The organism is Actinoplanes sp. NBC_00393 (genome assembly GCF_036053395.1).
Taxonomy (GTDB): domain Bacteria; phylum Actinomycetota; class Actinomycetes; order Mycobacteriales; family Micromonosporaceae; genus Actinoplanes.
Window position 1 is genome coordinate 2,852,605 of sequence record NZ_CP107942.1, and the last position, 20,697, is coordinate 2,873,301.

Annotated in this window: 28 protein-coding genes and 1 pseudogene; 19 read left to right on the forward strand and 10 right to left on the reverse strand. The window is 72.0% G+C overall.

Features of this window, described 5'->3' with window-relative positions; all coding sequences use genetic code 11:
• Window positions 1–232: 232 nt before the first annotated feature.
• Entirely contained in the window at window positions 233–808 is a 576-nt protein-coding gene (locus OHA21_RS13230; protein ID WP_328473714.1) for a TetR/AcrR family transcriptional regulator, read from the reverse strand.
• 86 nt (window positions 809–894) lie between these two features.
• On the opposite strand from OHA21_RS13230, the gene OHA21_RS13235 reads away from it, so the two are divergent.
• From OHA21_RS13235 to OHA21_RS13275, 9 genes are all read left to right on the forward strand, one after another.
• Complete coding sequence (locus OHA21_RS13235; RefSeq protein WP_328473716.1) at window positions 895–1,860, forward strand: SDR family NAD(P)-dependent oxidoreductase; 966 nt, start codon at window positions 895–897, stop codon at window positions 1,858–1,860.
• Window positions 1,841–2,167: a hypothetical protein gene (locus tag OHA21_RS13240; RefSeq protein WP_328473719.1), complete on the forward strand. Its 327-nt coding sequence runs from the start codon at window positions 1,841–1,843 to the stop codon at window positions 2,165–2,167. The genes OHA21_RS13235 and OHA21_RS13240 overlap by 20 nt, the downstream gene beginning before the upstream one ends.
• 30 nt (window positions 2,168–2,197) lie before the next feature.
• Complete coding sequence (locus OHA21_RS13245) at window positions 2,198–2,443, forward strand: dihydrofolate reductase family protein (RefSeq protein ID WP_328478400.1); 246 nt, start codon at window positions 2,198–2,200, stop codon at window positions 2,441–2,443.
• A gap of 186 nt (window positions 2,444–2,629) precedes the next feature.
• Window positions 2,630–2,863, forward strand: a complete 234-nt coding sequence (locus tag OHA21_RS13250) for an SHOCT domain-containing protein (RefSeq protein WP_328473721.1) — start codon at window positions 2,630–2,632, stop codon at window positions 2,861–2,863.
• On the forward strand, window positions 2,863–3,327 hold the full coding sequence (locus OHA21_RS13255; RefSeq protein ID WP_328478402.1) for a DUF6325 family protein: 465 nt from the start codon (window positions 2,863–2,865) through the stop codon (window positions 3,325–3,327). Before OHA21_RS13250 ends, OHA21_RS13255 begins: the two co-directional genes overlap by 1 nt.
• Window positions 3,328–3,338: 11 nt before the next feature.
• Complete coding sequence (locus tag OHA21_RS13260; protein ID WP_328473723.1) at window positions 3,339–3,518, forward strand: hypothetical protein; 180 nt, start codon at window positions 3,339–3,341, stop codon at window positions 3,516–3,518.
• Window positions 3,519–3,537: 19 nt separating this feature from the next.
• On the forward strand, window positions 3,538–4,269 hold the full coding sequence (locus OHA21_RS13265; protein ID WP_328473725.1) for a hypothetical protein: 732 nt from the start codon (window positions 3,538–3,540) through the stop codon (window positions 4,267–4,269).
• Between the two features lie 111 nt (window positions 4,270–4,380).
• The gene (locus OHA21_RS13270; RefSeq protein WP_328473727.1) at window positions 4,381–4,872 is read left to right on the forward strand and encodes an SRPBCC family protein; all 492 of its coding nucleotides are present in this window, start codon (window positions 4,381–4,383) and stop codon (window positions 4,870–4,872) included.
• A gap of 135 nt (window positions 4,873–5,007) precedes the next feature.
• Window positions 5,008–5,292 (forward strand): hypothetical protein, encoded by a 285-nt coding sequence (locus OHA21_RS13275; protein ID WP_328473732.1) that lies wholly within the window; start codon window positions 5,008–5,010, stop codon window positions 5,290–5,292.
• 4 nt (window positions 5,293–5,296) lie between these two features.
• Here the strand turns inward: OHA21_RS13275 and OHA21_RS13280 are convergent, their stop codons facing one another.
• Window positions 5,297–5,944 (reverse strand): HAD family hydrolase, encoded by a 648-nt coding sequence (locus OHA21_RS13280; RefSeq protein WP_328473734.1) that lies wholly within the window; start codon window positions 5,942–5,944, stop codon window positions 5,297–5,299.
• A gap of 113 nt (window positions 5,945–6,057) precedes the next feature.
• On the opposite strand from OHA21_RS13280, the gene OHA21_RS13285 reads away from it, so the two are divergent.
• From OHA21_RS13285 to OHA21_RS13295, 3 genes are all read left to right on the forward strand, one after another.
• The gene (locus OHA21_RS13285) at window positions 6,058–6,246 is read left to right on the forward strand and encodes a hypothetical protein (RefSeq protein ID WP_328473736.1); all 189 of its coding nucleotides are present in this window, start codon (window positions 6,058–6,060) and stop codon (window positions 6,244–6,246) included.
• A gap of 88 nt (window positions 6,247–6,334) precedes the next feature.
• Complete coding sequence (locus OHA21_RS13290; RefSeq protein WP_328473738.1) at window positions 6,335–6,742, forward strand: DUF732 domain-containing protein; 408 nt, start codon at window positions 6,335–6,337, stop codon at window positions 6,740–6,742.
• A gap of 162 nt (window positions 6,743–6,904) precedes the next feature.
• Complete coding sequence (locus OHA21_RS13295; RefSeq protein WP_328473740.1) at window positions 6,905–7,099, forward strand: hypothetical protein; 195 nt, start codon at window positions 6,905–6,907, stop codon at window positions 7,097–7,099.
• A gap of 1 nt (window position 7,100) precedes the next feature.
• Here OHA21_RS13295 and OHA21_RS13300 read toward each other — a convergent pair whose 3' ends face one another.
• From OHA21_RS13300 to OHA21_RS13320, 5 genes are read right to left on the reverse strand one after another with little or no spacing between them, the layout of a single operon-like run.
• Window positions 7,101–8,327, reverse strand: coding sequence for an RNA polymerase sigma factor (locus OHA21_RS13300; protein WP_328473742.1), 1,227 nt, complete (start codon window positions 8,325–8,327; stop codon window positions 7,101–7,103).
• The gene (locus OHA21_RS13305) at window positions 8,327–8,692 is read right to left on the reverse strand and encodes a YciI family protein (protein ID WP_328473744.1); all 366 of its coding nucleotides are present in this window, start codon (window positions 8,690–8,692) and stop codon (window positions 8,327–8,329) included. The genes OHA21_RS13300 and OHA21_RS13305 overlap by 1 nt, the downstream gene beginning before the upstream one ends.
• Before the next feature lie 44 nt (window positions 8,693–8,736).
• On the reverse strand, window positions 8,737–10,647 hold the full coding sequence (gene dxs, locus OHA21_RS13310) for a 1-deoxy-D-xylulose-5-phosphate synthase (RefSeq protein WP_328473746.1): 1,911 nt from the start codon (window positions 10,645–10,647) through the stop codon (window positions 8,737–8,739).
• A 31-nt stretch (window positions 10,648–10,678) separates the two neighbouring features.
• Window positions 10,679–11,416, reverse strand: a complete 738-nt coding sequence (locus OHA21_RS13315; protein WP_328473748.1) for an esterase family protein — start codon at window positions 11,414–11,416, stop codon at window positions 10,679–10,681.
• A gap of 30 nt (window positions 11,417–11,446) precedes the next feature.
• Window positions 11,447–11,611 (reverse strand): hypothetical protein, encoded by a 165-nt coding sequence (locus tag OHA21_RS13320; protein ID WP_328473750.1) that lies wholly within the window; start codon window positions 11,609–11,611, stop codon window positions 11,447–11,449.
• Between the two features lie 18 nt (window positions 11,612–11,629).
• Here OHA21_RS13320 and OHA21_RS13325 point away from each other — a divergent pair, with 18 nt between their 5' ends.
• From OHA21_RS13325 to OHA21_RS13335, 3 genes are read left to right on the forward strand one after another with little or no spacing between them, the layout of a single operon-like run.
• Window positions 11,630–12,922 carry an aspartate aminotransferase family protein gene (locus tag OHA21_RS13325; RefSeq protein ID WP_328473752.1) on the forward strand — a complete coding sequence of 431 codons (1,293 nt, stop codon included), beginning with the start codon at window positions 11,630–11,632 and terminating at the stop codon, window positions 12,920–12,922.
• A gap of 28 nt (window positions 12,923–12,950) precedes the next feature.
• Window positions 12,951–15,497, forward strand: coding sequence for an ATP-binding protein (locus tag OHA21_RS13330; RefSeq protein ID WP_328473754.1), 2,547 nt, complete (start codon window positions 12,951–12,953; stop codon window positions 15,495–15,497).
• On the forward strand, window positions 15,485–15,697 hold the full coding sequence (locus tag OHA21_RS13335; protein WP_328473756.1) for a helix-turn-helix domain-containing protein: 213 nt from the start codon (window positions 15,485–15,487) through the stop codon (window positions 15,695–15,697). Before OHA21_RS13330 ends, OHA21_RS13335 begins: the two co-directional genes overlap by 13 nt.
• 25 nt (window positions 15,698–15,722) lie before the next feature.
• On the opposite strand, the gene OHA21_RS13340 is transcribed toward OHA21_RS13335, so the two are convergent.
• Complete coding sequence (locus OHA21_RS13340; protein WP_328473759.1) at window positions 15,723–16,652, reverse strand: NAD-dependent epimerase/dehydratase family protein; 930 nt, start codon at window positions 16,650–16,652, stop codon at window positions 15,723–15,725.
• Window positions 16,649–16,819, reverse strand: coding sequence for a hypothetical protein (locus tag OHA21_RS13345; protein ID WP_328473761.1), 171 nt, complete (start codon window positions 16,817–16,819; stop codon window positions 16,649–16,651). Before OHA21_RS13345 ends, OHA21_RS13340 begins: the two co-directional genes overlap by 4 nt.
• Window positions 16,820–16,959: 140 nt before the next feature.
• Between OHA21_RS13345 and OHA21_RS13350 the strand changes: the two genes are divergently transcribed.
• The gene (locus OHA21_RS13350) at window positions 16,960–17,526 is read left to right on the forward strand and encodes a CPBP family intramembrane glutamic endopeptidase (RefSeq protein ID WP_328473763.1); all 567 of its coding nucleotides are present in this window, start codon (window positions 16,960–16,962) and stop codon (window positions 17,524–17,526) included.
• Window positions 17,511–17,564, forward strand: a pseudogene (locus OHA21_RS52700) (hypothetical protein); the annotation flags it as partial. The gene OHA21_RS13350 and the pseudogene OHA21_RS52700, both read left to right, overlap by 16 nt.
• Before the next feature lie 163 nt (window positions 17,565–17,727).
• Here OHA21_RS52700 and OHA21_RS13355 read toward each other — a convergent pair.
• Entirely contained in the window at window positions 17,728–18,153 is a 426-nt protein-coding gene (locus OHA21_RS13355; protein WP_328473765.1) for a DUF6157 family protein, read from the reverse strand.
• Window positions 18,154–18,223: 70 nt separating this feature from the next.
• Here OHA21_RS13355 and OHA21_RS13360 point away from each other — a divergent pair, with 70 nt between their 5' ends.
• Both OHA21_RS13360 and OHA21_RS13365 read left to right on the forward strand, forming a co-directional pair.
• Window positions 18,224–19,087 carry a helix-turn-helix domain-containing protein gene (locus OHA21_RS13360; RefSeq protein ID WP_328473767.1) on the forward strand — a complete coding sequence of 288 codons (864 nt, stop codon included), beginning with the start codon at window positions 18,224–18,226 and terminating at the stop codon, window positions 19,085–19,087.
• Window positions 19,088–19,103: 16 nt separating this feature from the next.
• Window positions 19,104–20,582, forward strand: a complete 1,479-nt coding sequence (locus OHA21_RS13365; RefSeq protein WP_328473769.1) for a benzaldehyde dehydrogenase — start codon at window positions 19,104–19,106, stop codon at window positions 20,580–20,582.
• Window positions 20,583–20,697: the final 115 nt, after the last annotated feature.

A 20,697-nucleotide genomic window follows, 5' to 3' on the forward strand; every position in this document is an offset into this window, starting at 1 on the left:
CGCGCCCCGAGCGGCCGCGGCGGTCACGGCTGGACTGTCCACGGCCTGGCCGAGCACCTGGCCCAGGTTGACCCGCAGCTGGCGCATCCCGCCCGCACCCGACCAGCGCATCCCGGCGGCGACGGAGTCGAAGACGAGCCCGGCGACCGGGCCCGGCAACCGCGGCGTGACTCGCCAGGCAAGGCTGTAGAGCCAGCTGGCAAGATCCTCTCTCACACCGGGATGGTAACCGTCACCGCTTCATCGTTGCGGCATGGATGCCGTCGAGCAGCACCCGCAGGTATCGCTCGATGCGATCGGCGGGGTCGGCACCGATCCGCAGGGCGAACGCGGTGCCGCAGACCAGGTGGTGCAGGTCCTCATCGGTGAGGCCGGGGCGCAGCGAACCAGCCTGTCGCGCCCGCTCGAGCACCTCGCGGGCCGCCGTCCTGAACTCCTCGCGATGAGCGGTCGTCTGTGTGAAGGCGTCCTGCTCGGCTCCGGTGGAGATCACTTCGGCGAACGCGGGATCGGTCAGCTGCCCCAGGAGTAGGGCGCGCAGCAGGACCTCGACTCCGGTCCAGGCGTCATCGTGCCGGCTCGCGTTGCGAGCTTCCTCGACCAGTGTGGCGAAGGCGCTCTCGGCGAGCGCTTCGATGAGGGCCCGGCGGGTCGGGAAGTGCCGGTACACCGTCCCGACGCCCATCCCGGCCCGGCGGGCGATGTCGTTGAGCTGCAGAGCCATATCACCCTCGGCCATCGCTTCGCGGGCTGTCACCAGCAGCTGGTCACGGTTACGGGCGGCGTCGGCGCGAAGCGGTGGAGTCACCACGCCACTCTACCTAACCGGATTGACAATCCGCTTACGCTGCCCTTGAATCGGATAAGTAATCCGCTTAGCGCTCGGGAGAACCCATGGACCACGCCGCAGACTGGACCCTCAACGATCAGACCGGCCGCACCTTCGTCGTCACCGGCGCCAGCAGCGGCCTCGGTCTCGCGATCACCCGCCACCTCGCCGCACACGGCGGCCGAGTGATCATGGCGGTCCGCGACATCGCGAAAGGCCGGCAGGCCCGCGACCAGCTGATCGCCGACCACCCGGCAGCCGACCTCCAGATCCGCCATCTGGACCTGCTCGACCTCGACACCGTGCACGCGTTCGGCGAGGGCCTGCGCGCCGACGCCGTCACCGTCGACGCGCTGATCAACAACGGCGGCATCGGCAACGTGCCGCGCCGGCTCAGCGCGCAAGGCGTCGAGAGCCAGCTGGCCACCAACCACCTCGGCCACTTCGCCCTCACCGCGCTACTGCTCGAGCGGTTGAACGCGGGCCGCAACCCGGTCGTGGTCACGGTCGGCTCCGGCCTCTACCGCATCGGCCGCCTCGACCCCGACGACCTCGCCGCCGAACGCGGCTACTCACCCGGCCGCGCCTACGCCCGGTCCAAACTCGCCAACGTGCTGTTCGCCCTGGAACTCGACCGCCGGCTACGCGCGACCGGATCGCCCGTACGCAGCCTGCTCGCCCATCCCGGCATGGCCAAGACCCACCTCGATCGCAACGCGCCGCTGCTGGACCGCGCCGTCGGCACACTGCTGGGCCTCGCCCTGCGCCGGCCCATCGACGAGGCCGTGACCCCGATTCTCTACGCCGCCACCGAAACCGCCGCCCCCACCGGCCGCCACATCGGCCCCGGCCGGCCTTTCGGCCCTGCTCGGCCCACCTTCGAAAAGCTCTCCGGCCCGGCGACCAATCCCGACCTCGCGCGGCAACTGTGGTCACGCTCCGAGGCAATCACCGGCCTCACCGTCTTGCCGACAGCGATGAGTCTGCGCGGCGGATCCGGTCTACACCCGCATGACCCGAATCATCGCTGACATCTCGGTCTCCCTCGACGGCTTCGTCACCGGGCCCGAACCCGGCCCGCGCAACGGCCTGGGCACCGGCGGCGAGGCCCTGCACGCCTGGGCGTTCTCCGCCGACCCCGAGGACCGCCGCGTCCTGCGCGAGGCGACCGCCCGTTCCGGCGCCGTCGTACTCGGTCGCCGGCTTTTCGATGTGGTCGACGGCCCGCAGGGTTGGAACGACGAGACCGGCTACGGCGCCGGCGAGGTCGGAAAGCCGGCCTTCATCGTCGTGACGGGCTCGCCGCCGAAGTCGGTGCGGCTCACCGAACTCGACTGAACGTTCGTCACCACCGGCGTACCCGATGCCATCGAGGTCGCGCGTTCGCGCGCGGAGGCAGCGTCGGCTCGCGACGTGGTCCTCATGGGCGGCGGCGCCACGATCCGCGCGGCCCTCGACGCCGGCCTGGTCGACACGCTGTCGCTGCACCTCGCGCCCGTAGTCCTGGGCGCAGGCACGCCACTGTTCGCCGGCGGCGAAGTACCGCGCACGCTGGTGCGGCGGAGCGTGACCGCGACCTCGACCGCAACCCACCTGGTCTACGACGTCGCCTGAGGATGTGGATGGCCCGCCGCGGCAACATGTTGCGTGTGGCCCGCTGAACGCCGCGCGCCGCAACGTCGAGTCGAGTGTCCTGCGATCGGCCATTGCTCCGCCGGTGAGACCCACGATGCACCCGCTGGGGATGAGGTGTTGCTGCGGCGGGCGGGTGAGACTGGCCGGAGGTCGAGAGGAGGACCGATGTTGTTGGTGCCGAAGCAGTTGCGGCGTTCCGGGATGACCGGCAGTGTGCCGTACTACGGTGGCCGGTTCACGCCTGCGCAGGCCTATGCGGCCTCTCATCCGTCCGGCCCGCGGCCTCGGCCGGCGATGGCGCCGGACAGGGACCCGCTACCGGCGTTGCAGGAGCTGCTCGACGCCGGGGTGATCACCGCTGAGGAGTATCGGGACCTGCGGGCGCGGGTGAACCGGTGATGGGGCCGGTGCAGGTGCTCGTTGTCGGGTTCGACCAGCCGGCGTTCTCCGGGGAGATCATCGCTGAGTTCACCCGGTTGCGGCAGGCTGGAATCGTTCGCCTGGTCGACCTGCTCCTCGTCTCGCGTGCCGAGGACGGTGCGGTCGAGACGCTGGCCGTGCCGGACGGCGCCGACGCGGGACTCGGCGGTGTGGCGGCTGCGCTCCTCGGACAGTCGGAAGGTGAGGACGCGAACGGCGTACGCGATGCTGGTGATTCTGTGTGGTCCCTGGCCGATGCCGTGCCGCCGGGGTCCGTGGCGGCGGTCGCCCTGATCGAGCACCTTTGGGCCGGGCCCCTGACTGCGGCGATCCGGAAGGCGGGTGGCGCCCCGCTGGAGGAGACCTGGCTGGCGCCCGACGACCTTGCGGTGCTTGAGCGTCTCGACGAGCAGGGACAGCGGTCACGACCGTCTACTGGGTAGAGTCGATCCCTGTGAAGCGCTACAGTGCCTCGCCTTGGACTCCCTTCGTTGCTGGAGCCGTCTCGGCTCTCGCCACCCGTCTGATCACTGACTCGGTGGTGGTTTCACTGCTCGTGGCCGTCGTGGTCGGGCTGGCCATCGCCGGCATCGTGGCGGCACTGGGGCGTCGCGGCGCGCGCGAAGACGCCTAGTACGGTCCGCATTCGCCGCGTGGTCAACGTCATTGCGCAGCGTCCGGCAAGTCGAACCGTGATGATCGCCGTGGTGGCGGTTGTGCTCGGGGTGCTGGCGTTCGCGGCGGACGGCGTCGACGGTGTTGCCGGGCCGGTCATGATCGCGGTGGTCAGCAGTGGGGTCGCCTGGGGTTCAGCGGCGTTGCTGGCCGGACGGGCGGCTCCGGACCGGCGCAGCGCGATGACGGGTGCGACCGTGCTGCTGGTTTCGGCCACCCTTGTCTACTACCTGCTGATTCTCGCGGTCAGCCGCCGTTGGAGCGGCGGCACGCTGGTCGACGGGTCGTCGGCCGATTGGTACGGGCTGCGTTCGCTGGCGGTCATGACCACGGCCTGGCTGCTGGTGTCGGTGGTCGCGGGACCGTCATTGGGCCTGCTGGGCCACATGACGCGCACTGCGCGACTGCCGAGCGCCGCGCTGGCCGCAGGTGCCGGCTGCGGGCTGCTGTCCGGCCAGGGCTGGCAGGAGATTCCACCGCCACCCTGGCTGCTCTGGGAGATTGACGGACCGGACGCCGGCATCGTGCGCGGATTCGTCGCGGCGGAACTGGTCGAGGTGATCGTTCCGCTCGCCGTGCTCGCGTGGTTGGCCGGCGCTCGACGCCTCTGGCGCGCGTGGCACCTCATGCTCCTCGCGTTGGTGGTTACCGCGACGCTGAGCGCGCTGCTGTGGGACCTGCTCCGTACGGCCGCGAACCATCTCGGCTGAGCGGGGCACGGCGTACGTCCACTGCCGCGAAACCGCCGGAACGACCCCGGACTAACATGAGCGGCGCCGCAACGTGTGCTCGTTCACTCGAGAAATCTGGAGCGCGCCACCATGAAGTACACCGTCTCGATCGAGATCGCCCTGCCGCGGGAGAGGGTTGCCCAGCTGCTGGCAGACCCGGCACATATGCCGAAATGGCTGCGGGGCCTGGTGCTGCACGAGCCGATCAGCGGCGCACACGGACATGTCGGCACCACGTCGCGGGTCGTGATGCAGATGGGTAAGCAGAGGATGGAGGCCACCGAAACCATCACGCGCCGGGAACCGGAGGACCTGACCGAGATCCCGGAGGACACGGTCGTTCATTTCGAGCGCGAGATCGTCGGCGCCGGCATGTGGAACGCCGCGCGGGAGCGGCTGACCGAAGCCGGCCCGCAGAGGACGCTCTGGCAGAGCGAAAATGAGTACCGGTTCAGCAGCCTGTTGATGCGGCTGGTGGCGCTCGTGATGCCGGGCGCCTTCCGCAAGCAGTCACTGCAGCACATGCAGGATTTCAAGGCATTCGCCGAGCAGGGACAGGACGTCCGCAACGTAGCGGGCTGAGGAGGGCCCGGCCGCTGTGCCGGCTCAGTCTGCTACCTCTCCTGCTCCGATCATCCGGGACTTCGCTGGACGGCGGTCCGGGTGGTCGTCGGTCCAGGCGACTCAGCCAGCAGGGCGCTGAGTAACCTCGTCGACGTGTCGGACAAGGCGGAGCGGCGGGCGGCGCGTGCAGTGGTCGCGGAGTATCACGAGGCCGAGCTGCGGGCGCTCGTCGCCCAGGTCGGTGAGGCTATCGATCGTCACCGGGCCGGCGAGCTTGATGCCTTCGACGTCGATCGCGTCCTGTTCCAGTATTCGCGCGCGGCGAAGGAGCTGTGGAAGTTCTGCAATCTCGGCCGGGTGGAGATCGCGGCAGCGATCATCAGGGAGCGGCCGCCCAGCGATTGGTGGGAGCACGGCGCTCCGCGAGAACGGCCGTGACCACCTACCGTGATCTGGAACCGGCCGGTAGCACCCGGCCGATGGCGGAGGCGACGTCGCCGGCGACATGGGTAGGCCGGTAGGCATCCTGGGTCCAGGCTCTTCCGTTGGCGATCCAGACGCTGCGAAGCCCCAGTGCTACGGCGCCGGCGATGTCCGCGTGCGGCGAGTCACCGATGACGCAGGCACCGTCGAGGAGACCATCGGCGATGTCAGCGGCCGCCCGGAAGATCTCCGGTGCGGGCTTCTTGTGGCCGACGACCTCCGATACTGCCCAGCCTTCAACAAGCTGATCGAGACCGGCGTTCCGGATCTTCGTCTCCTGCTGCTCTCTTCGGCCGTTGGTCACGATCACGCACGTCCAACCGTTCTCGCGAGCCCTCAAGAGGGCGTTACGAATGGCATCGGGCAGAACGACATGCTCGGCGCCGCCGCTGTCCAGGAGGTCGCCGACCGCAGCGGCCGGCACTGTACGTCCGTACCGGTTGACCAGGGCGGAGGCGACTGCGTCGCGTGCGGTGTAGCCGCTCGCGTCCACACTCATCACCCAGGCCACGTCGATGGCCGGAAGTCCGTGGTCGGCGAGGAAGGCGACGACAGCGCCACGGAAAGCCGCATCGCGATCGATCAGCGTGTTGTCCAGATCGATCAACAACAACGGCATGAACGCAGTAGATCATGGGGGTGCATTGCTCACGCTGCGCGGCTCCGGCGGTGGTGCGGAGCGCCGACATCAGAAGATCACCTGGGACCTACACTTCCGCCGTGAACACGAAATCCAGACCCGGTGTCGTGGGAACCTTCCTCGCGCTCCTTGGTGTCATCTGTCTGCTGGTTGCCCAATTCACCGACGCTCCCGGCGGGGATTGGCAGTTCTGGGGCCTCGTGATGCTGTTCGGTGGCTTGCTGCTGAGAATCGAGGGTGCGATCCGCGACCGAGAGTCGCCGCAGTAGCCCGCAAGCCGAGGGCTGAGCGCCCTGCTGGCGGACGTCATCTACTCTCTTGCTCGCCGCACTGACGATCTTGAGGGATGGGTACACGATGCTGAGACGCTGGCCGACAGTGACCGTGATGGCGGCGATCGTCGCTCTGAGCGGATGCACGGTCAACGTGAACGTGCCGGGAGAGGGCGCGGCGGCGCCCACGTCCCGGCCGACAACCGCGCAGCCCACGACCACGACCGCGGTGACGTACGCCTTCGTGAGCGTGGTCCGCGAGCAGCTGCCGGACCTCGGCAGCGGCCGCGGCGACGATGAGATCCAGGCCATGGCCGACGTCATCTGCAATGCGCTGGCCAAGGACGCGAAGAGCGAGGACGTCGTCGACGCGACCCGTTCGATGGGTTCGCGCGACGGGGTGCCGATCGACCACGCGACCGCGAACGAGGTGATCAAGCTGGCCATCGACACGTCGTGCCCGGGCCAGGCGCCGCGGGTCACCGAGTTCTAGCCACGAAGGCGGTGGCACCCGCGGCCAGTAGGCTCTCTCGCTTCGCGGTGTGCCGGGTGACGGCGAACCAGCGCTGATACCAAATGATGACGTGGGCCTCCATCCGATGGCGGACGGCAAGCACAGCGATGCCGGAAACCATGTGGACAGGAGGTGGACGTCATGACCGCGAAGAAGCAGTCGGACGGGCGCTGGGCGCCCTGGTGGATCTATGTGGTGATCATCGTGGGTTCGAACTACGTCAAGCAGTACTTCGTGCAGGACTGGCCGGTGGCGATCAATGCGGCGATCACGCTCGTACTGATCGGCCTGTTGTTCGTCGGTATCACCGCCGTGTATCGCGGCCTGCGGTCGTAGCTCAGGCCAGTGTGGCTGCCTTGCGCAGCAGCACGGAACGTTCCCGCTCGTTCAAACAGAGCCGGGCCGCCAGCTCGAGCTCGGCTTGCGCCTCCGGGCGGCGGCCGAGCCGGGTCAGCAGTTCGCCGCGTACGGTCGGGACCAGGTGCGAACCCGGCAGCCGGTTCGAGGCGATCAGCTCGTCCACGATGGCCAGCGCCGGCGCCGGGCCGGCTGCCATGGCCACGGCGACGGCGCGGTTGAGCTCGACCACCGGTGAGGGCGCGACCCGGCCGAGCGCCTCGTAGAGCAGCACGATCCGGTCCCAGTCGGTCGCCTCGACCGAGGGCGCCGACGCGTGGGTGGCGGCGATCGCGGCCTGCAGGCCGTAGGGGCCGAGGCCGCGCGCCGACGCCTTGCCCAGCGCGGCCAGCCCGCGGCGGATCGCCGAGACGTCCCAGCGCCGGCGGTCCTGGTCCTCGAGCAGGATCGGCGATCCGTCCGGGGCGGTCCGCGCCGGGAAGCGGGCGGCGGTCAGCTCGCAGAGGGCGAGCAGGCCGTGCACCTCCGGCTCGCCGGGTTGCAGGGCGGCCAGCGTACGGGCCAGCCGGATCCCTTCGTAGGCGACGCCGGGACGCAGCAGCCGGTCGCCTGACGTGGCGGTCGAACCCTCGGTGAAGATCACGTAGATGACGCTGAGCACGCCGCCCAGCCGCTCGCGGCGCTCGCCGGCCGGGGGCAGTTCGAACGGCACTCCGGCCGCCGCGATGGTCTTCTTGCCGCGGGTGATGCGGGCCTGCACGGTCGGCACCGGTACGAGGAACGCGCGCGCGATCTCCTCGCTGGACAGTCCGGCGACGACGCGCAGCGTCAGCGCCACCCGCGCCTCGGGGGAGAGGACCGGGTGACAGCTGATGAACATCAGCGCCAGCACGTCGTCGTCGATCCGGTCGGGGTCGAAGTGTTCGGCGGCCGGGGAAGGGCTGGAGAACGAGGCCGCCAGCAGGGCGTACCGGTCCTGCAGGGCGGCCCGGCGGCGGATCGTGTCGATCGCCCGCCGCCGGGCCGTGGCCATCAGCCAGCCTGCCGGATTCGCCGGAGCGGCGTGCGGCCACGACTCCAGCGCCTCGGCCACCGCCTCCTGGGCCGCGTCCTCGGCCAGCCCGAAGTCGCCGGTGAACCGGGTCAGCGCGGCGACGATCCGCGCCGACTCGATCCGCCAGACCGCCTCGATGCCGGGCGTACCCATCAGGTCTGCGGGGTCTCGTCGCCCTCGGGCACCCGCCGGACCTCGACCTTGGCGCCGCGGGCCGCCGGGACCCGTTTCGCCCATTCGACCGCCTCCTGCTTCGAGGCGACGTCGACCAGGAAGAAGCCGCCGAACAGCTCCTTGGTCTCCCCGTACGGGCCGTCGGTCACCACCGGGGTCTCGCTGCTGAAGTCGACCACGACGCCCTTGCCCGGATCGTCCAGCCCTTCGGCCGCGACGTAGACGCCGGCCTTGACCATGTCGTCGATGAACTGCCGGGTCGCGGTGATCATCTGCTCGATGTCGGCCATCATGGCCGCGTTCGACTCGTCGGTACCCCGCATGATCAGCATGTACTTGGACACTGTGTCCTCCTCGTCGGCGGGGCCGCCTCCCGGCTCCCGCACCCTCACGTCGAACGAGTGGACTGCAGATCGACAATGCCGCGGAGAAATCCTTCGACCCGGTCAGTCACCTCGGCGGCCGTCAAGCCGATCTCGGCGAGGATCTCGCCCCGCGTACCGTGCTCGATCCACTGCACCGGCACGCCCAGGTCGCGCAGCGGCATGTCCAGCTCGTGGTCGCGGAGCAGCTTGGCGACCGCATCGCCGACGCCTCCGTTGCGGACCCCGTCCTCGATGGTCACGACGAGCCGGTGCGCGCCCGCGAGACCGACCAGCTCGACCGGCACCGGACGGACCCAGCGCGGATCCACCACGGTCACCCCGATGCCACGTTTCCCCAGCTCAGCCGCGACCTGCACGCCGACCTGGGCGAACGGTCCCACCGCGACCAGCAGGACGTCTTTGCGTTCCGGCGTCTCGGCGAGCACGTCGACACCGCCGACCCGGCGCAGCGCGGGCAGCGCGGCCGGCACCGACCCGCTCGGGAAACGCACCACCGTCGGGCCGTCGCTGATCGCCACCGCCTCGCGCAGCGCGGTGCGCAGGGTCTCGGCGTCGCGGGGCGCGGCCACCCGCAGGCCCGGCACCACGCCGAGGATGGACATGTCCCAGATGCCGTAGTGACTGGGCCCGTCCGGCCCGGTGACACCCGCCCGGTCCAGCACGAACGTCACGGGCAGCCGGTGCAGCGCCACATCCAGCAGCACCTGGTCGAACGCACGGTTGAGGAACGTCGCGTAGATCGCCACCACCGGGTGCATCCCGGCCAGCGCCAGCCCCGCGGCCGACGTCGTCGCATGCTGCTCGGCGATGCCGACATCAAAAGCGCGATCCGGGTACGCCTTCGCGAGCTTGTCGATGCCGGTCGACTCCGGCATCGCCGCCGTGATGCCGACGACATCGGGCCGCTCGCCGGCGATCTCCACCAGTTCGTCGGCGAACACCTTCGTCCACTTGAGGCTCGGGGCCGCCAACGACTTGCCGGTCGCCGGGTCGAAAGCGCCGGGGGCGTGGAACCGGTCGGCCTCGTCCTGCTCGGCCGGCGCGTACCCATGACCCTTCTTGGTGACCGCGTGCACGATCACCGGGCCGGCGTAGCGCTTGGCCCGGACCAACGCCGACTCCACCGCGGCCAGGTCGTGACCGTCGACCGGTCCGACGTACTTGATCCCCAGGTCCTCGAACATCGCCTGCGGCGCGACGGCGTCCTTGATGCCCTTCTTCACCGCGTGCAGCGCGTCGAACACCGGCTTGCCGACCAGCGGCGTCCGCTCCAGCGCGTCCTTGATCAGCTCGAGCGACTTCTCGTAGTTCGGGTTGAGCCGCAGGGTGGCGAGGTGATCCGCGAGCCCACCGATCGTCGGCGCGTAGGAGCGGCCGTTGTCGTTGACGATGATGACCAGCCGGTTGCGGGTGGCGGCGATGTTGTTGAGCGCCTCCCAGCACATGCCGCCGGTGAGCGCGCCGTCGCCCACCACCGCGACGACGTGCCGCGACTCGCCGCGCAGGGCGTAGGCCTTCGCCATGCCGTCGGCGTAGGACAGCGCGGTCGAGGCGTGACAGTTCTCCACCAGGTCGTGCTCGCTCTCGGCCCGGCTCGGGTAGCCGGTGAGCCCGCCGCGCTGCTTCAGCAGGTCGAACCCGTCCTGCCGCCCGGTCACCATCTTGTGCACGTAGGCCTGGTGCCCGGTGTCGAAGATGAACCGGTCGCGGGGGCTGTCGAAGATCCGGTGCATCGCCAAGGTCAGCTCGACGACGCCGAGGTTGGGGCCGATGTGACCACCGGTGCGCGCCACTTTGGCGATCAGGAAGTCCCGGATCTCGGCGCCGAGCACAGCCAGCTGCTCAGGCGCCAGACCCTTCAGGTCCTGAGGTCCACGGATCGTGCTCAGCAGGCTCTGCGCGCGGTCATCCATGGACGGATTCTATCGACCGGCGCCTACGCGGCTAGCAGAAGCGGGGCAGGTGGTGGGCCAGCTGGGCGCGCCAGGACGGCCAGTCGTGGGGGATGTCGAAACCCCAGAGATCAAGTTCATGGCGTACGCCCTTCGCGGTCAACAGCTCAGCCATGCGCCGGGTCGACGCCAAGGCGCCGGTGGTGTCCTCCCATTGCCCCTGGCCGCAGACCAGCAGGATGGAGAGCCGCGAGCGCAGCCAGTCCAGGTGGTCGCCGTGCAGATTCTCGACGTACGCGATCGGGTTGTTGAAGTAGACCGCGTCGCCCGGCGAACCCCAGCCGCGCCAGGTGGTCGGGTCGTAGTTGCCGGAGAAGCAGAGCGCCAGCGGGAACAGATCGGCCCGCTTGAACGCGAAGTTGAGGGCGTGGAACGCGCCCAGCGAGCACCCGGTCGTCATGATCTCCGCGTCCCCGGTGTCGGCCCGGATGTGCGGGACCAGCGCGTCGAGGATCCAGGATTCGTACGCGCCGTGCCGCACCGCGCGTTCCTCCAGCGGAAGGCCGGCCGCCGACCAGGTCCCCGCGTCGAACGAGTCGGCGCAGTAGAGCTTGACCCGGCCCGCCTCGATCAGGCCCTCGACCGCCGACACCATGCCGCGGTCGGCGAACTGGTGCGCGCTGCCGTACTCGCTGGGGAACACCAGCACCGGCCGCCCGTAATGCCCGTAAACGGCGACCGTGCCCTGGGCGCCGGCCGGAGACTGCAGGTCTGCCACGTAGTGACGCATGCCGTCATCTTCGCGCCTTGACCGCCTCGATCAAGGGGTCGAGCCGGTCGCGGCGGTCAGGTGGTCGAAGTAGTCGCGGGAGCTGACGATCTCGCCGCTGAAGGCGGGCTGCGGGCTGCGGGCGGTGGCGGTGGGGACAGCCCCGGCAATTTCGCCGGTCCGCGGGGTGCGGCGGGCGGGGCACGGTGTCGGCAACCGACCGAGGAGGCACCGATGACCGCGCACACCGCACTGCCGCACAGCCAGGACCTGCTGGACCGGGCCGCCCGGGTGATCCCGAACGGGGTGTCGGCCGGCGGCCGCGACGTCTACCGCGACGTCGTGGTCCGGGCGCAGGGCGCCTACCTGTGGAACGCCGCCGGGCGCCGCTATCTCGACCACCTGCTGTCCTACGGCCCGATCGTGATCGGGCACGCCGACGCCCGGGTCAACGAGGCGGTGCACACCGTCGCCGCCCGTGTCGGCCTGACCTGGGTGGGGCCGCAGGCCGGCGAGGTCGAACTCGCCGAGAAGATCGTCGAGGTGGTGCCGTCGGCGGAGAAGGTCGCCTTCCTCAACACCGGCACCGACGCGTTGCAGCATGCCCTGCACGTGGCCCGGGCGGCCACCGGGCGCCGGCAGATCCTCAAGTTCCACGGGCACTACCACGGCTGGGCCGGGGCGCTGGGGGTCGGCGCCAACTTCGACGTGGCCCCGGGGCAGGCGCCGCCGCCGGGCGCACCGAACTCCGGTGGCGCCGGACGCGGGGTCGGCGACGACACGCACGTGGTCGAGTGGAACGACGCCGGGGCGGTGCGGGCGGTGTTCGAGGCGTACGGCCGGGATCTCGCCGCCGTCTTCGCCGAGCCGTACCTGCACAGCTACACCAACGCCGCCCCCGCACCGGGCTTCCTGGAACTGCTGCGCGACCTCGCCGACGCGCACGGCACGGTGCTGGTGTTCGACGAGGTGAAGACCGGCTTCCGTGACCACCTGGGCGGGTACCAGGCGATCGCCGGGGTGCTGCCGGACCTGACCGCGCTCGGCAAGGCGCTGGGTAACGGCTGGACGATCGCCGCGCTGTGCGGGCGGGCCGACCTGATGGACCTGCTGGGCAGCGAGGTCACCATGGACGGCACGTATTACGCCAATCCGTACGCGGTGGCGGCCGCCCGGCGTACCGTCGCGCTGCTCGAGGACGGCGGGATCGCCCGGATGAACCGGCTCGGTGAGCGGCTGCGGACCGGCCTGGCCCAGGCGATCATCGACACCGGCGTTACCGCGAACGTCACCGGGATCGGGTCCGGCTGGATCGTCAACTGGCGTGCCGAGCCGCCGGTCACCTTCCGCCAGGCGGTCGACGCCGACTTCGGCCGGGCCGAGGCGTTCCGGCTGGCCATGCTGGACGCCGGCATCCTGCTCCCGCCCTATGTGATCACCGACAACCGGATCTGCGCCGCCTACACCGGCGACGACGTCGACGAGACGATCGCGGCCGCCCGGCGGGCCTTCGCGATGGTCGCCTGAGCGCGGGCCGGATTCGTATCATCGACGCGTGTTGGCGGGACGCGACGGGGAGCGGCGCCGGCTCGCGGACCTGCTCGGCGCCGCGGGACAGGGCCGCAGCGGGGTGCTGCTGCTGCGGGGCGAGGCCGGCATCGGCAAGTCCACCCTGCTCGACGAGACGGTCGCCGCGGCGGATGGAATGACCGTGCTGCGCGTACGCGGGGTCGAATCGGAAGCGGAACTGCCCTATGCGGCCCTGCACCGGCTGCTGCGCCCGGCCCTGCCGGCGTTGGAGATCCTGCCTCCGCCGCAGGCCGGCGCGCTGCGCCGGGCCCTCGGGATGGAACCGGACCGCGACACCGACCGGTTCCTGGTGTCACTGGCCGTGCTCGGCCTGCTCGACGCCCTCGGGGCCGGGCAGCCGGTGCTCTGCGTGATCGACGACGCGCATTGGCTGGACACCGCGTCGGCGCGGGCGCTGACCTTCGTGGCCCGGCGCCTGCTCGCCGAGGCCGTCGTGATGATCTTCGCCGTGCGCGATCCGGCCGCCCGCGGGTTCACCGCCGACGACCTGCCGCAGCTCGCGGTGACCGCACTGGACACCGCGGCGGCACAGCAGGTGCTCGCCGCGCACACCGCCGGCCCGGTGCACCCCGACGTCGCCGAACGGCTCACCGTCGCCACCGCCGGCAACCCCCTCGCCCTGGCCGAGCTGGCCGGCGCCCTCGACGCGGCGCAGCTGGCCGGCACCGAGCCGCTGCCGGTGCCGCTGCCCCTGACCGCCGGCGTCGAGCAGGCCTTCCTCGACCGGGTCCGGCGGCTGCCGGAGCACACCCAGCGGCTGCTGCTGGTCGCCGCCGCTGAGGAGACCGGCCGGATCGCCACCGTGTTGGCTGCCGCGGCCGCCCTGGGCGTGCAAGCGGGCGCGCTCGGGCCCGCGGAGAAGGCCGGGGTGGTGCGGGCGGAGGGCACGCGGCTGGACTTCCGGCATCCGCTGGTGCGCTCGGCGGTCTATCACGGAGCCACCTTCACCGACCGGCAGGCGGCTCACCAGGCACTCGCGGGCGTGCTCGACCAGGACCGGGACGCGGACCGGCGGGCCTGGCACCGGGCGGCGGCGACGGTCGGACCCGATGGCGAGGTGGCGCAGGAGCTCGACCGTGCCGCCGGCCGGGCCCGGGCCCGTGGGGCGTTCGCGGCGGCTGCGGCGGCGCTGCGCCGTGCGGCGGAGCTGTCCGTGGAACCGGGCGACCAGGTGCGCCGGCTCGTCGGTGCGGGGGACAACCTGTGGCGGGACGGGCGCGGGGAGCAGGCGGTTCCGTTGCTGCAGCGGGCGCGCGAGGCATCCGGCGATCCGCGGTGGCACAGCGACATCGACCGGCTGCTGGGCCTGATCCACCTGGGTGCGGGGGATGCTGCTGCGGCGTACCGCATCCTTTGGACGGCTGCCCGGGACGCGGCCGTGACCGACCCGCTGCGCGCGCTGAACCTGCTGCTGGTCGCGGTGGATGCGGCGGCCTTCGCCGCCGACCGCGACGAGATGGCCGCGCTGGCGCGCCTGGCCACGAGCCTGCAGGTGGTTGACGGCACGCGGGAACGGTTCCTGGTGCGCTTCCTGGCCGGTTTGGCCGATCAGTACGCCGGACGCGAGGCCGCCGCGACCGGACCGCTGCGGGAGGCCCTTTCCCTGGCCGGTGCCTCGTCGCCGGCGCCGGCCTGGGTGGCCGAGGCGCCGCTGCTGGCCGCGGCCCACCGTGCCGCGTTCTACCTGGGTGACGATGCCGCCGAGCGGAGGTTGAGCGCGGACATGGTGGCCCGGGCCCGCGAAGCCGGCGACGTCGGCGTGCTGCCACTGGCCGGCGCCCGGCAGGCCATCTCGCACCTGCTCGCCGGGCAGTGGGTGGCCAGCGAGGCCGTGGCGAGCGAGGCCGTCCAACTGGCCCGGGCGACCCGGCAGGACGATCTGGCCCGGCCGGCGCTGGCCCACCTCGGTCTGCTGGCGGCGCTGCGCGGCGACGCCAGCGCATGCCGTCGCCACCTCGACGAGGCGGCCGCCGGACCGCACCGGCCGATGGCGGTGCTCGACGACGCGGTCCGGTGGTCGCTGTCCGCGCTCGACCTCGCCCGGGCCGCGCCACAGGCGGCGCTGGACCGGCTGGCGCAGATCCGGCATCCGATGGTGCGGATGATGTCCGCCCTGGACCGGGTGGAGGCCGCCCATCAGGCCGGCGACCGGCAGCGGGCCGCCGGGTGGGCGCAGGAGCTTTCCGGGTACGCCGAGCGCACCGGCCAACCGTGGGCAAAGGCCCGGGCCGCGCACGCCGAAGGACTGGCGGACCCCTCCCGGTTCGTGGTGGCGCTGGAACATCACCGGGCGGCGGACCGGCCGTTCGAGCAGGCCAGGACCGAGTACGCGTACGGCGCCGTGCTGCGCCGGCCCGGCAGCGCACCGCCGCCCGGGCGCACCTGCGGGCCGCGCTGGACCGGTTCGACGCGCTCGGCGCCGCCGGGTGGGCCGCTCGCGCGCAGGCCGAGCTGCGGGCCTGCGGGCAGGCGGTCCACCGCCGGGTCGCGGGCGGTGCGGTGGACCGGCTGACCCCGCAGGAGGTGCAGGTGGCCCAGTTCGTGGCGCGCGGGCTGACCAGCGCGGAGGTGGCCGCCCAGCTGTTCCTGTCCCGCCGGACGATCGACTTCCACCTGCGGAACGTGTTCGCGAAGCTGGGCATCACCTCGCGTACCGAGCTGGCGCACCTGATCGCCGAACGGCGCGTCCCCGGCGCCGAGCCGGGCGGGTGACCACCTGCTCGCACCTTTGAGAGCGCTACACCCGCTCGCCGGACCGGCGCAGGGACCGCAGGCCGGTGGCCGCGTCCGGGATCGCCGGCGCCCAGCCGGTCGCCTCGCGGAACCGCCGGTTGCTGACCCGCTGGCTGCGCAGCAGGAAGCTCATCCGGCGCCCCGTCGCGGCGCGCACCAGCCAGGTCGGCGGGCGGCGCACCGACCGGCGCCCGGCCACCTCGGCCAGCGCGACCGCCAGCTCCGCCCGGGTCAGCGGCCGGTCGTCGGCGACGTCGTACCCGCCGCTCAGCCCCCTGGTCTCCACCGCCGCCAGCAGCGCCGCGGCGACATCCTCGTCCCAGACCAGCGGCTGATACGCGCCGGCCGGCCCGGCGAACCCGCTGAACCCCTTGCCGGCCAGCGCGAGCACGTCGCGGGTGGCGGGGGAGTGCCGGCCGTAGACCCCGGCCATCCGCAGCACCACACCCCGCCCACCGGCGGCGGTGAACCGGTCGACCTCCCGTTCCGCGTCGAGCGTGGACTGCAGGATGTCGGTCGGCGCGACCGGATCGCCGTAGGACAGCCAGCGTGACCCGCCGTCGGCGTAGACCGGGGCGAAACTCGGATAGACGACCGTGCTGACGCCGGTGTGCAGGGCGGCGTCGACCAGGACGCGGGTGCCGTCGCGGCGCAGGCGGTCGTTGGCGTACCAGGCGGACCGGCGCCGCGCAGATGCCGGCGGCGCGATGCGCGTGGCCAGGTGCAGGATCGCGTCAGCGCCGCGCACGGCGGCGGCCATCGCCGCCGGATCGAACACCGGCCCGGCCACCGGCTCGGCGCCGACGGCCCGCAACTTCGCGGCCGAGGCCGCTCCGGTGGCCAGGGCGACCACCCGATGGCCGGCCCGCAGCAGATGAGCGATCGCCGGTACGCCCAGCGCGCCGGTCCCGCCGGTCACGAACAGCCGGCTCATCGGGCCACCTCCGCCACGTGTTCGCGCGACGTCGGGCTCACCGGTTCGGCCGGCAGCCGGACGGCCCACAGCGCGACCGCGACCACGGTCGCGAGCAGCTGCCACGACCCAGCGACCAGGCTGACGAAGGCGAACCAGGCGAGCAGCACTTTCACGGCGATGCGCATCGTAGTTCCTCTCGACGGATCGGATACGCACCACAGCCTGCGACCGCCGCCCGGCCTGCCGGACCGGTGAAATTGCCGGGTTCCGATCCCGGCAATCTCGCCGGTGTGGGCCCTCGCCGACCGGCCCTAGCGTCCCCGCCATGACAGTCGAACTGGCACCACCGCGCCGGGCCTGGAGCGACCGCCGGCGCATCACCGTCTACCTGCTGATCAGCTACCTGGTGTCCTGGGCCGCCTGGCCGCTGACCCTGCTCAACCCGTCCAGCGCGCCGTTCCTGCCGTACGGGCCCACCATCGCCGCTCTCGTGCTGACTGCCTGGGCCGGGCGCCGCGGCGACCTGCGCGACCTGTTGCGCCGCCTGGTCCGCTGGCGGGTCCATCCCGCCTGGTACGCGACCGCGTTCCTGCTGCCGGTGCTGCTGTTCGGCGCGGCCGTGCTGATCGCCGTCGCGCTCGGCGTGCCCGCCGACACCGGCGGCGGCCCGTTCCCGTGGGCCGCGCTGCCGACCCTGTTCGCCGTCCGCACGATCTTCGGCGGCCCGCTCGGCGAGGAACCGGGCTGGCGCGGCTACCTGCTGCCGCTGCTGCGCCGCCGGCACGGCGCGCTCGCCGCCAGCCTGCTGATCGGCCTGTCTGGGCGCCGTTCCACCTGCCCGCGATGGTGTCCGGGCCGGCCACCGGCCAGCGCCCGCTCGCCCAGTTCCTGATCTGGGTGCTGGCCGCCTCGGTCCTGCACACCTGGATGTACGAGCGCACCGGCGGCAGCATCCTGCTGGTCATCCTGTTCCACGGCGCGCTGAACACCACGGCCTCGCTGCTGATGCCGCTGTTCACCGGCACCGGCTATCAGATCGCCTGGTGGCTGGCCGCCGCCACGATGACCGCGGCGGCAGCCGTCGTGGTCCGGTTCACTTCCGGCGACTGGTACGCATCGCCCGGGTCAGCGCGACGGTGGTCCCGTCGGGTGCCCGCCCCTCGGCCAGCCGCGCGTACTCCGCCGACCCGACCGCCACCAGCGCGATCCGGCCCTCGGCGTCCGAGTGGATTCCCCACCCGTACCGTTTGCCCAGGTCACTCGACCGCAGGCAGGGCTGGCCCTTGGCGAAGAACTGCTCGCGCGCCGCTGCCCGCTCGCCTTCCGGCACGGCGCGCCGGTCCGCCCACACGGTGAAGACCACGTCGTCGGAGGTGTACCGGTACGGCGCCTCGGCGATCATCCGGAAGGTGAGCTCGGCGACGCTGGCCGTGGCCCGCTGCGGCGGCACCGTCGCGCTCGACGCCGGGCTGTCCTCGGCCACCTGGATGAACGTGTTCACGTAGTTGGTGCTGTGCATGCCCGACATCCTGGTCGCCGGGCCGCGGCCGGTCTTGGAGATTCGCGACAGCCGGTGCCAGTCTGGCCCGATGACGAGCACGTCGCGGCCGCTCGACCGGGCTGACCGGTCGGGGGTGCTGCACCCGGACAACCTGCGTCGCTACGCCGCGACGATCCACGACGCGCACGCGAGCGTCGCCGCGGTCGTCGATCACTTCTGGACGGTGGCGTGGCACCTGCCCGACGGCGAGCGCATCCAGCAGCACGTCGTCACCGACCCGGCGGTGACGCTCACCGTCGAGGCCGGCAACGTGCCCGCCGAACTCGTCGTCACCGGTGTGCACCGGCGCACCTGGGTCCGCGAGATCGCCGGCTGGGGCAGCGCCTTCGCGATCCGGCTGCGGCCGGCCGGGCTTGCCGTCGTCAGCGACCTGACCCCGGACGCGATCGCCGACCGGACCCTCGCGGTCGTCCCCGCGCTGGACGCCCGGCTGCACACGCTGATGCGCGCGGTCGCCGACGAGCCGGACGTCGCGTCCCGCATCGCCCGGGCGACGGCGCTAATCCGTACCCTCGTTGCCGAACGACCCCTGACCGCCCGGCAGCGGCTGGCGAACGACGCCGTGGCCGCGCTGATGCGCGGCGAACCGCTGCCGCCGGAGCCCTCCGCGCGCAGCGTGCAGCGTGCCCTGCGCGAGACGATCGGCCAGGGCCCGGCCTGGGTCCGGCGATGGGTGCGCCTGCAGGAGGTGGTCCGCCAGTTCGCCGTCGACGGCGAGGCCGGCGCGGCCGGCATCGCGGCCCGGCTGGGCTACGTCGACCAGTCGCACCTGGTCAACGACTTCCGCGCCGCGGTCGGCATGACACCGGGGGAGTATCTGAGATCACTAGCGGTTTCGTCTTCACCGGCGGGGTCGCCGGCCGATGGAAGGAGCTCCACGACCCCCGCCTGAACCGAGGACCGCACGCATGACCGCACCGCAGGACAAGCTGCTCGACCCGGCCGCCTTCACCGGACGGATCCACCTCGACGGACAGTGGGTCGAGGGAGCGGGCGGGACGCTCGACTCGATCGAGCCGGCGACCGGCGAAGTCCTTGCGACCGTCGGGTTGGCCGGGCCGGCCGACGTGACGCGGGCCGCGGAGAGCGCCGAGCGTGCGCAGCAGGAGTGGGCGGCCCTGCCGCACCCGCAGCGCGCCGCGGTCCTGCGCCGGGCCGGGCAGCTGTGGGAACAGCACGCCGAGGAGGTGATCGGCTGGAACGTACGCGAGGTCGGCTCGATCCCGCCGTTCGCCGGGTTCGCCGTACACGTCACCGCCGAGGAGTGCTTCGAGGCGGCCGCGCTGCCGTCCCACCCGCTCGGGCAGGTGCTGGCGAGCGCCGAGCCACGGCTGTCGTACGCGCAACGCGTACCGGTGGGGGTCGTCGGGGTGATCTCGCCCTTCAACGTGCCGCTGATCCTGGGGATCCGCGCGGTCGCGCCGGCGCTCGCGCTGGGCAACGCGGTTCTTCTCAAACCCGATCCGCGTACGGTCGTCACCGGCGGCATCACGATGGTCCGGATCTTCGAGGAGGCCGGCCTGCCGGCGGGCCTACTGCAGCTGCTGCCCGGCGGCGCGGACATCGGCACCGCGATGGTCGAGGACCCGCGGGTACGCGTCATCGCGTTCACCGGCTCCACCCGGGCCGGCCGCTCGGTCGGCGAGTCGGCCGGCCGCCACCTCAAGCGCGCCCACCTGGAGCTGGGCGGCAACTCGGCGTTCATCGTCCGCCCCGACGCCGACGTCGAGCCGGCGGTGAACCTCGCGACCTGGGGCAACTACCTGAACCAGGGCCAGATCTGCATGTCGATCGGCCGGCACATCGTGCACGAGTCGCTGTTCGACGAGTACGTCACCAAGCTCGCCGCCAAAGCCGAGTCGATGGTCGTCGGCAACCCGGCGACCGGCCAGGTGCACCTGGGCCCGGTCATCGACGCCACCCAGCGCGACCGCATCCACGCGTGGGTGCAGGAGGCGGTCGAGCAGGGCGCCGGGCTGGCAGCCGGAGGCACGTACGAGGACCTGTTCTACCGCCCGACCGTGCTCGCCAACCCGGACCGGGACGCCACGATCTTCCGCGAGGAGGTCTTCGGCCCGGTCGTGTCGGTCATCCCGTACGCCACCGACTCCGAAGCGGCGTCGCTGGCCGCCGACACGCCGTACGGCTTGTCGCTCGGCATCGTCACCGCGGACGCCCTCGCCGGCCTCGAGCTGGCCCAGCGCATCCCGACCGGCATCGTCCACATCAACGACCAGACAGTCAACGACGAGGCCACCGCCCCGTTCGGCGGCGTCCGCACCTCCGGCACCGGCTCCCGCCACGGCGGCGCCGAGGCAAGCATCGAGGCCTTCACCGAGACCCGCTGGATCACGCTTCGCCGCGAGCCGCCGCAGTACCCCCTCTGATCGCGGCCGGCCTTCGGGTCACGGCCCCGAGCTGATCGCTGCCGCGGAAGAGACCTTATCCGCCTGCCGCGTCGAGGACCTTCGCCCCTGGGCGTACGGGCCTGCGGCGACAAGC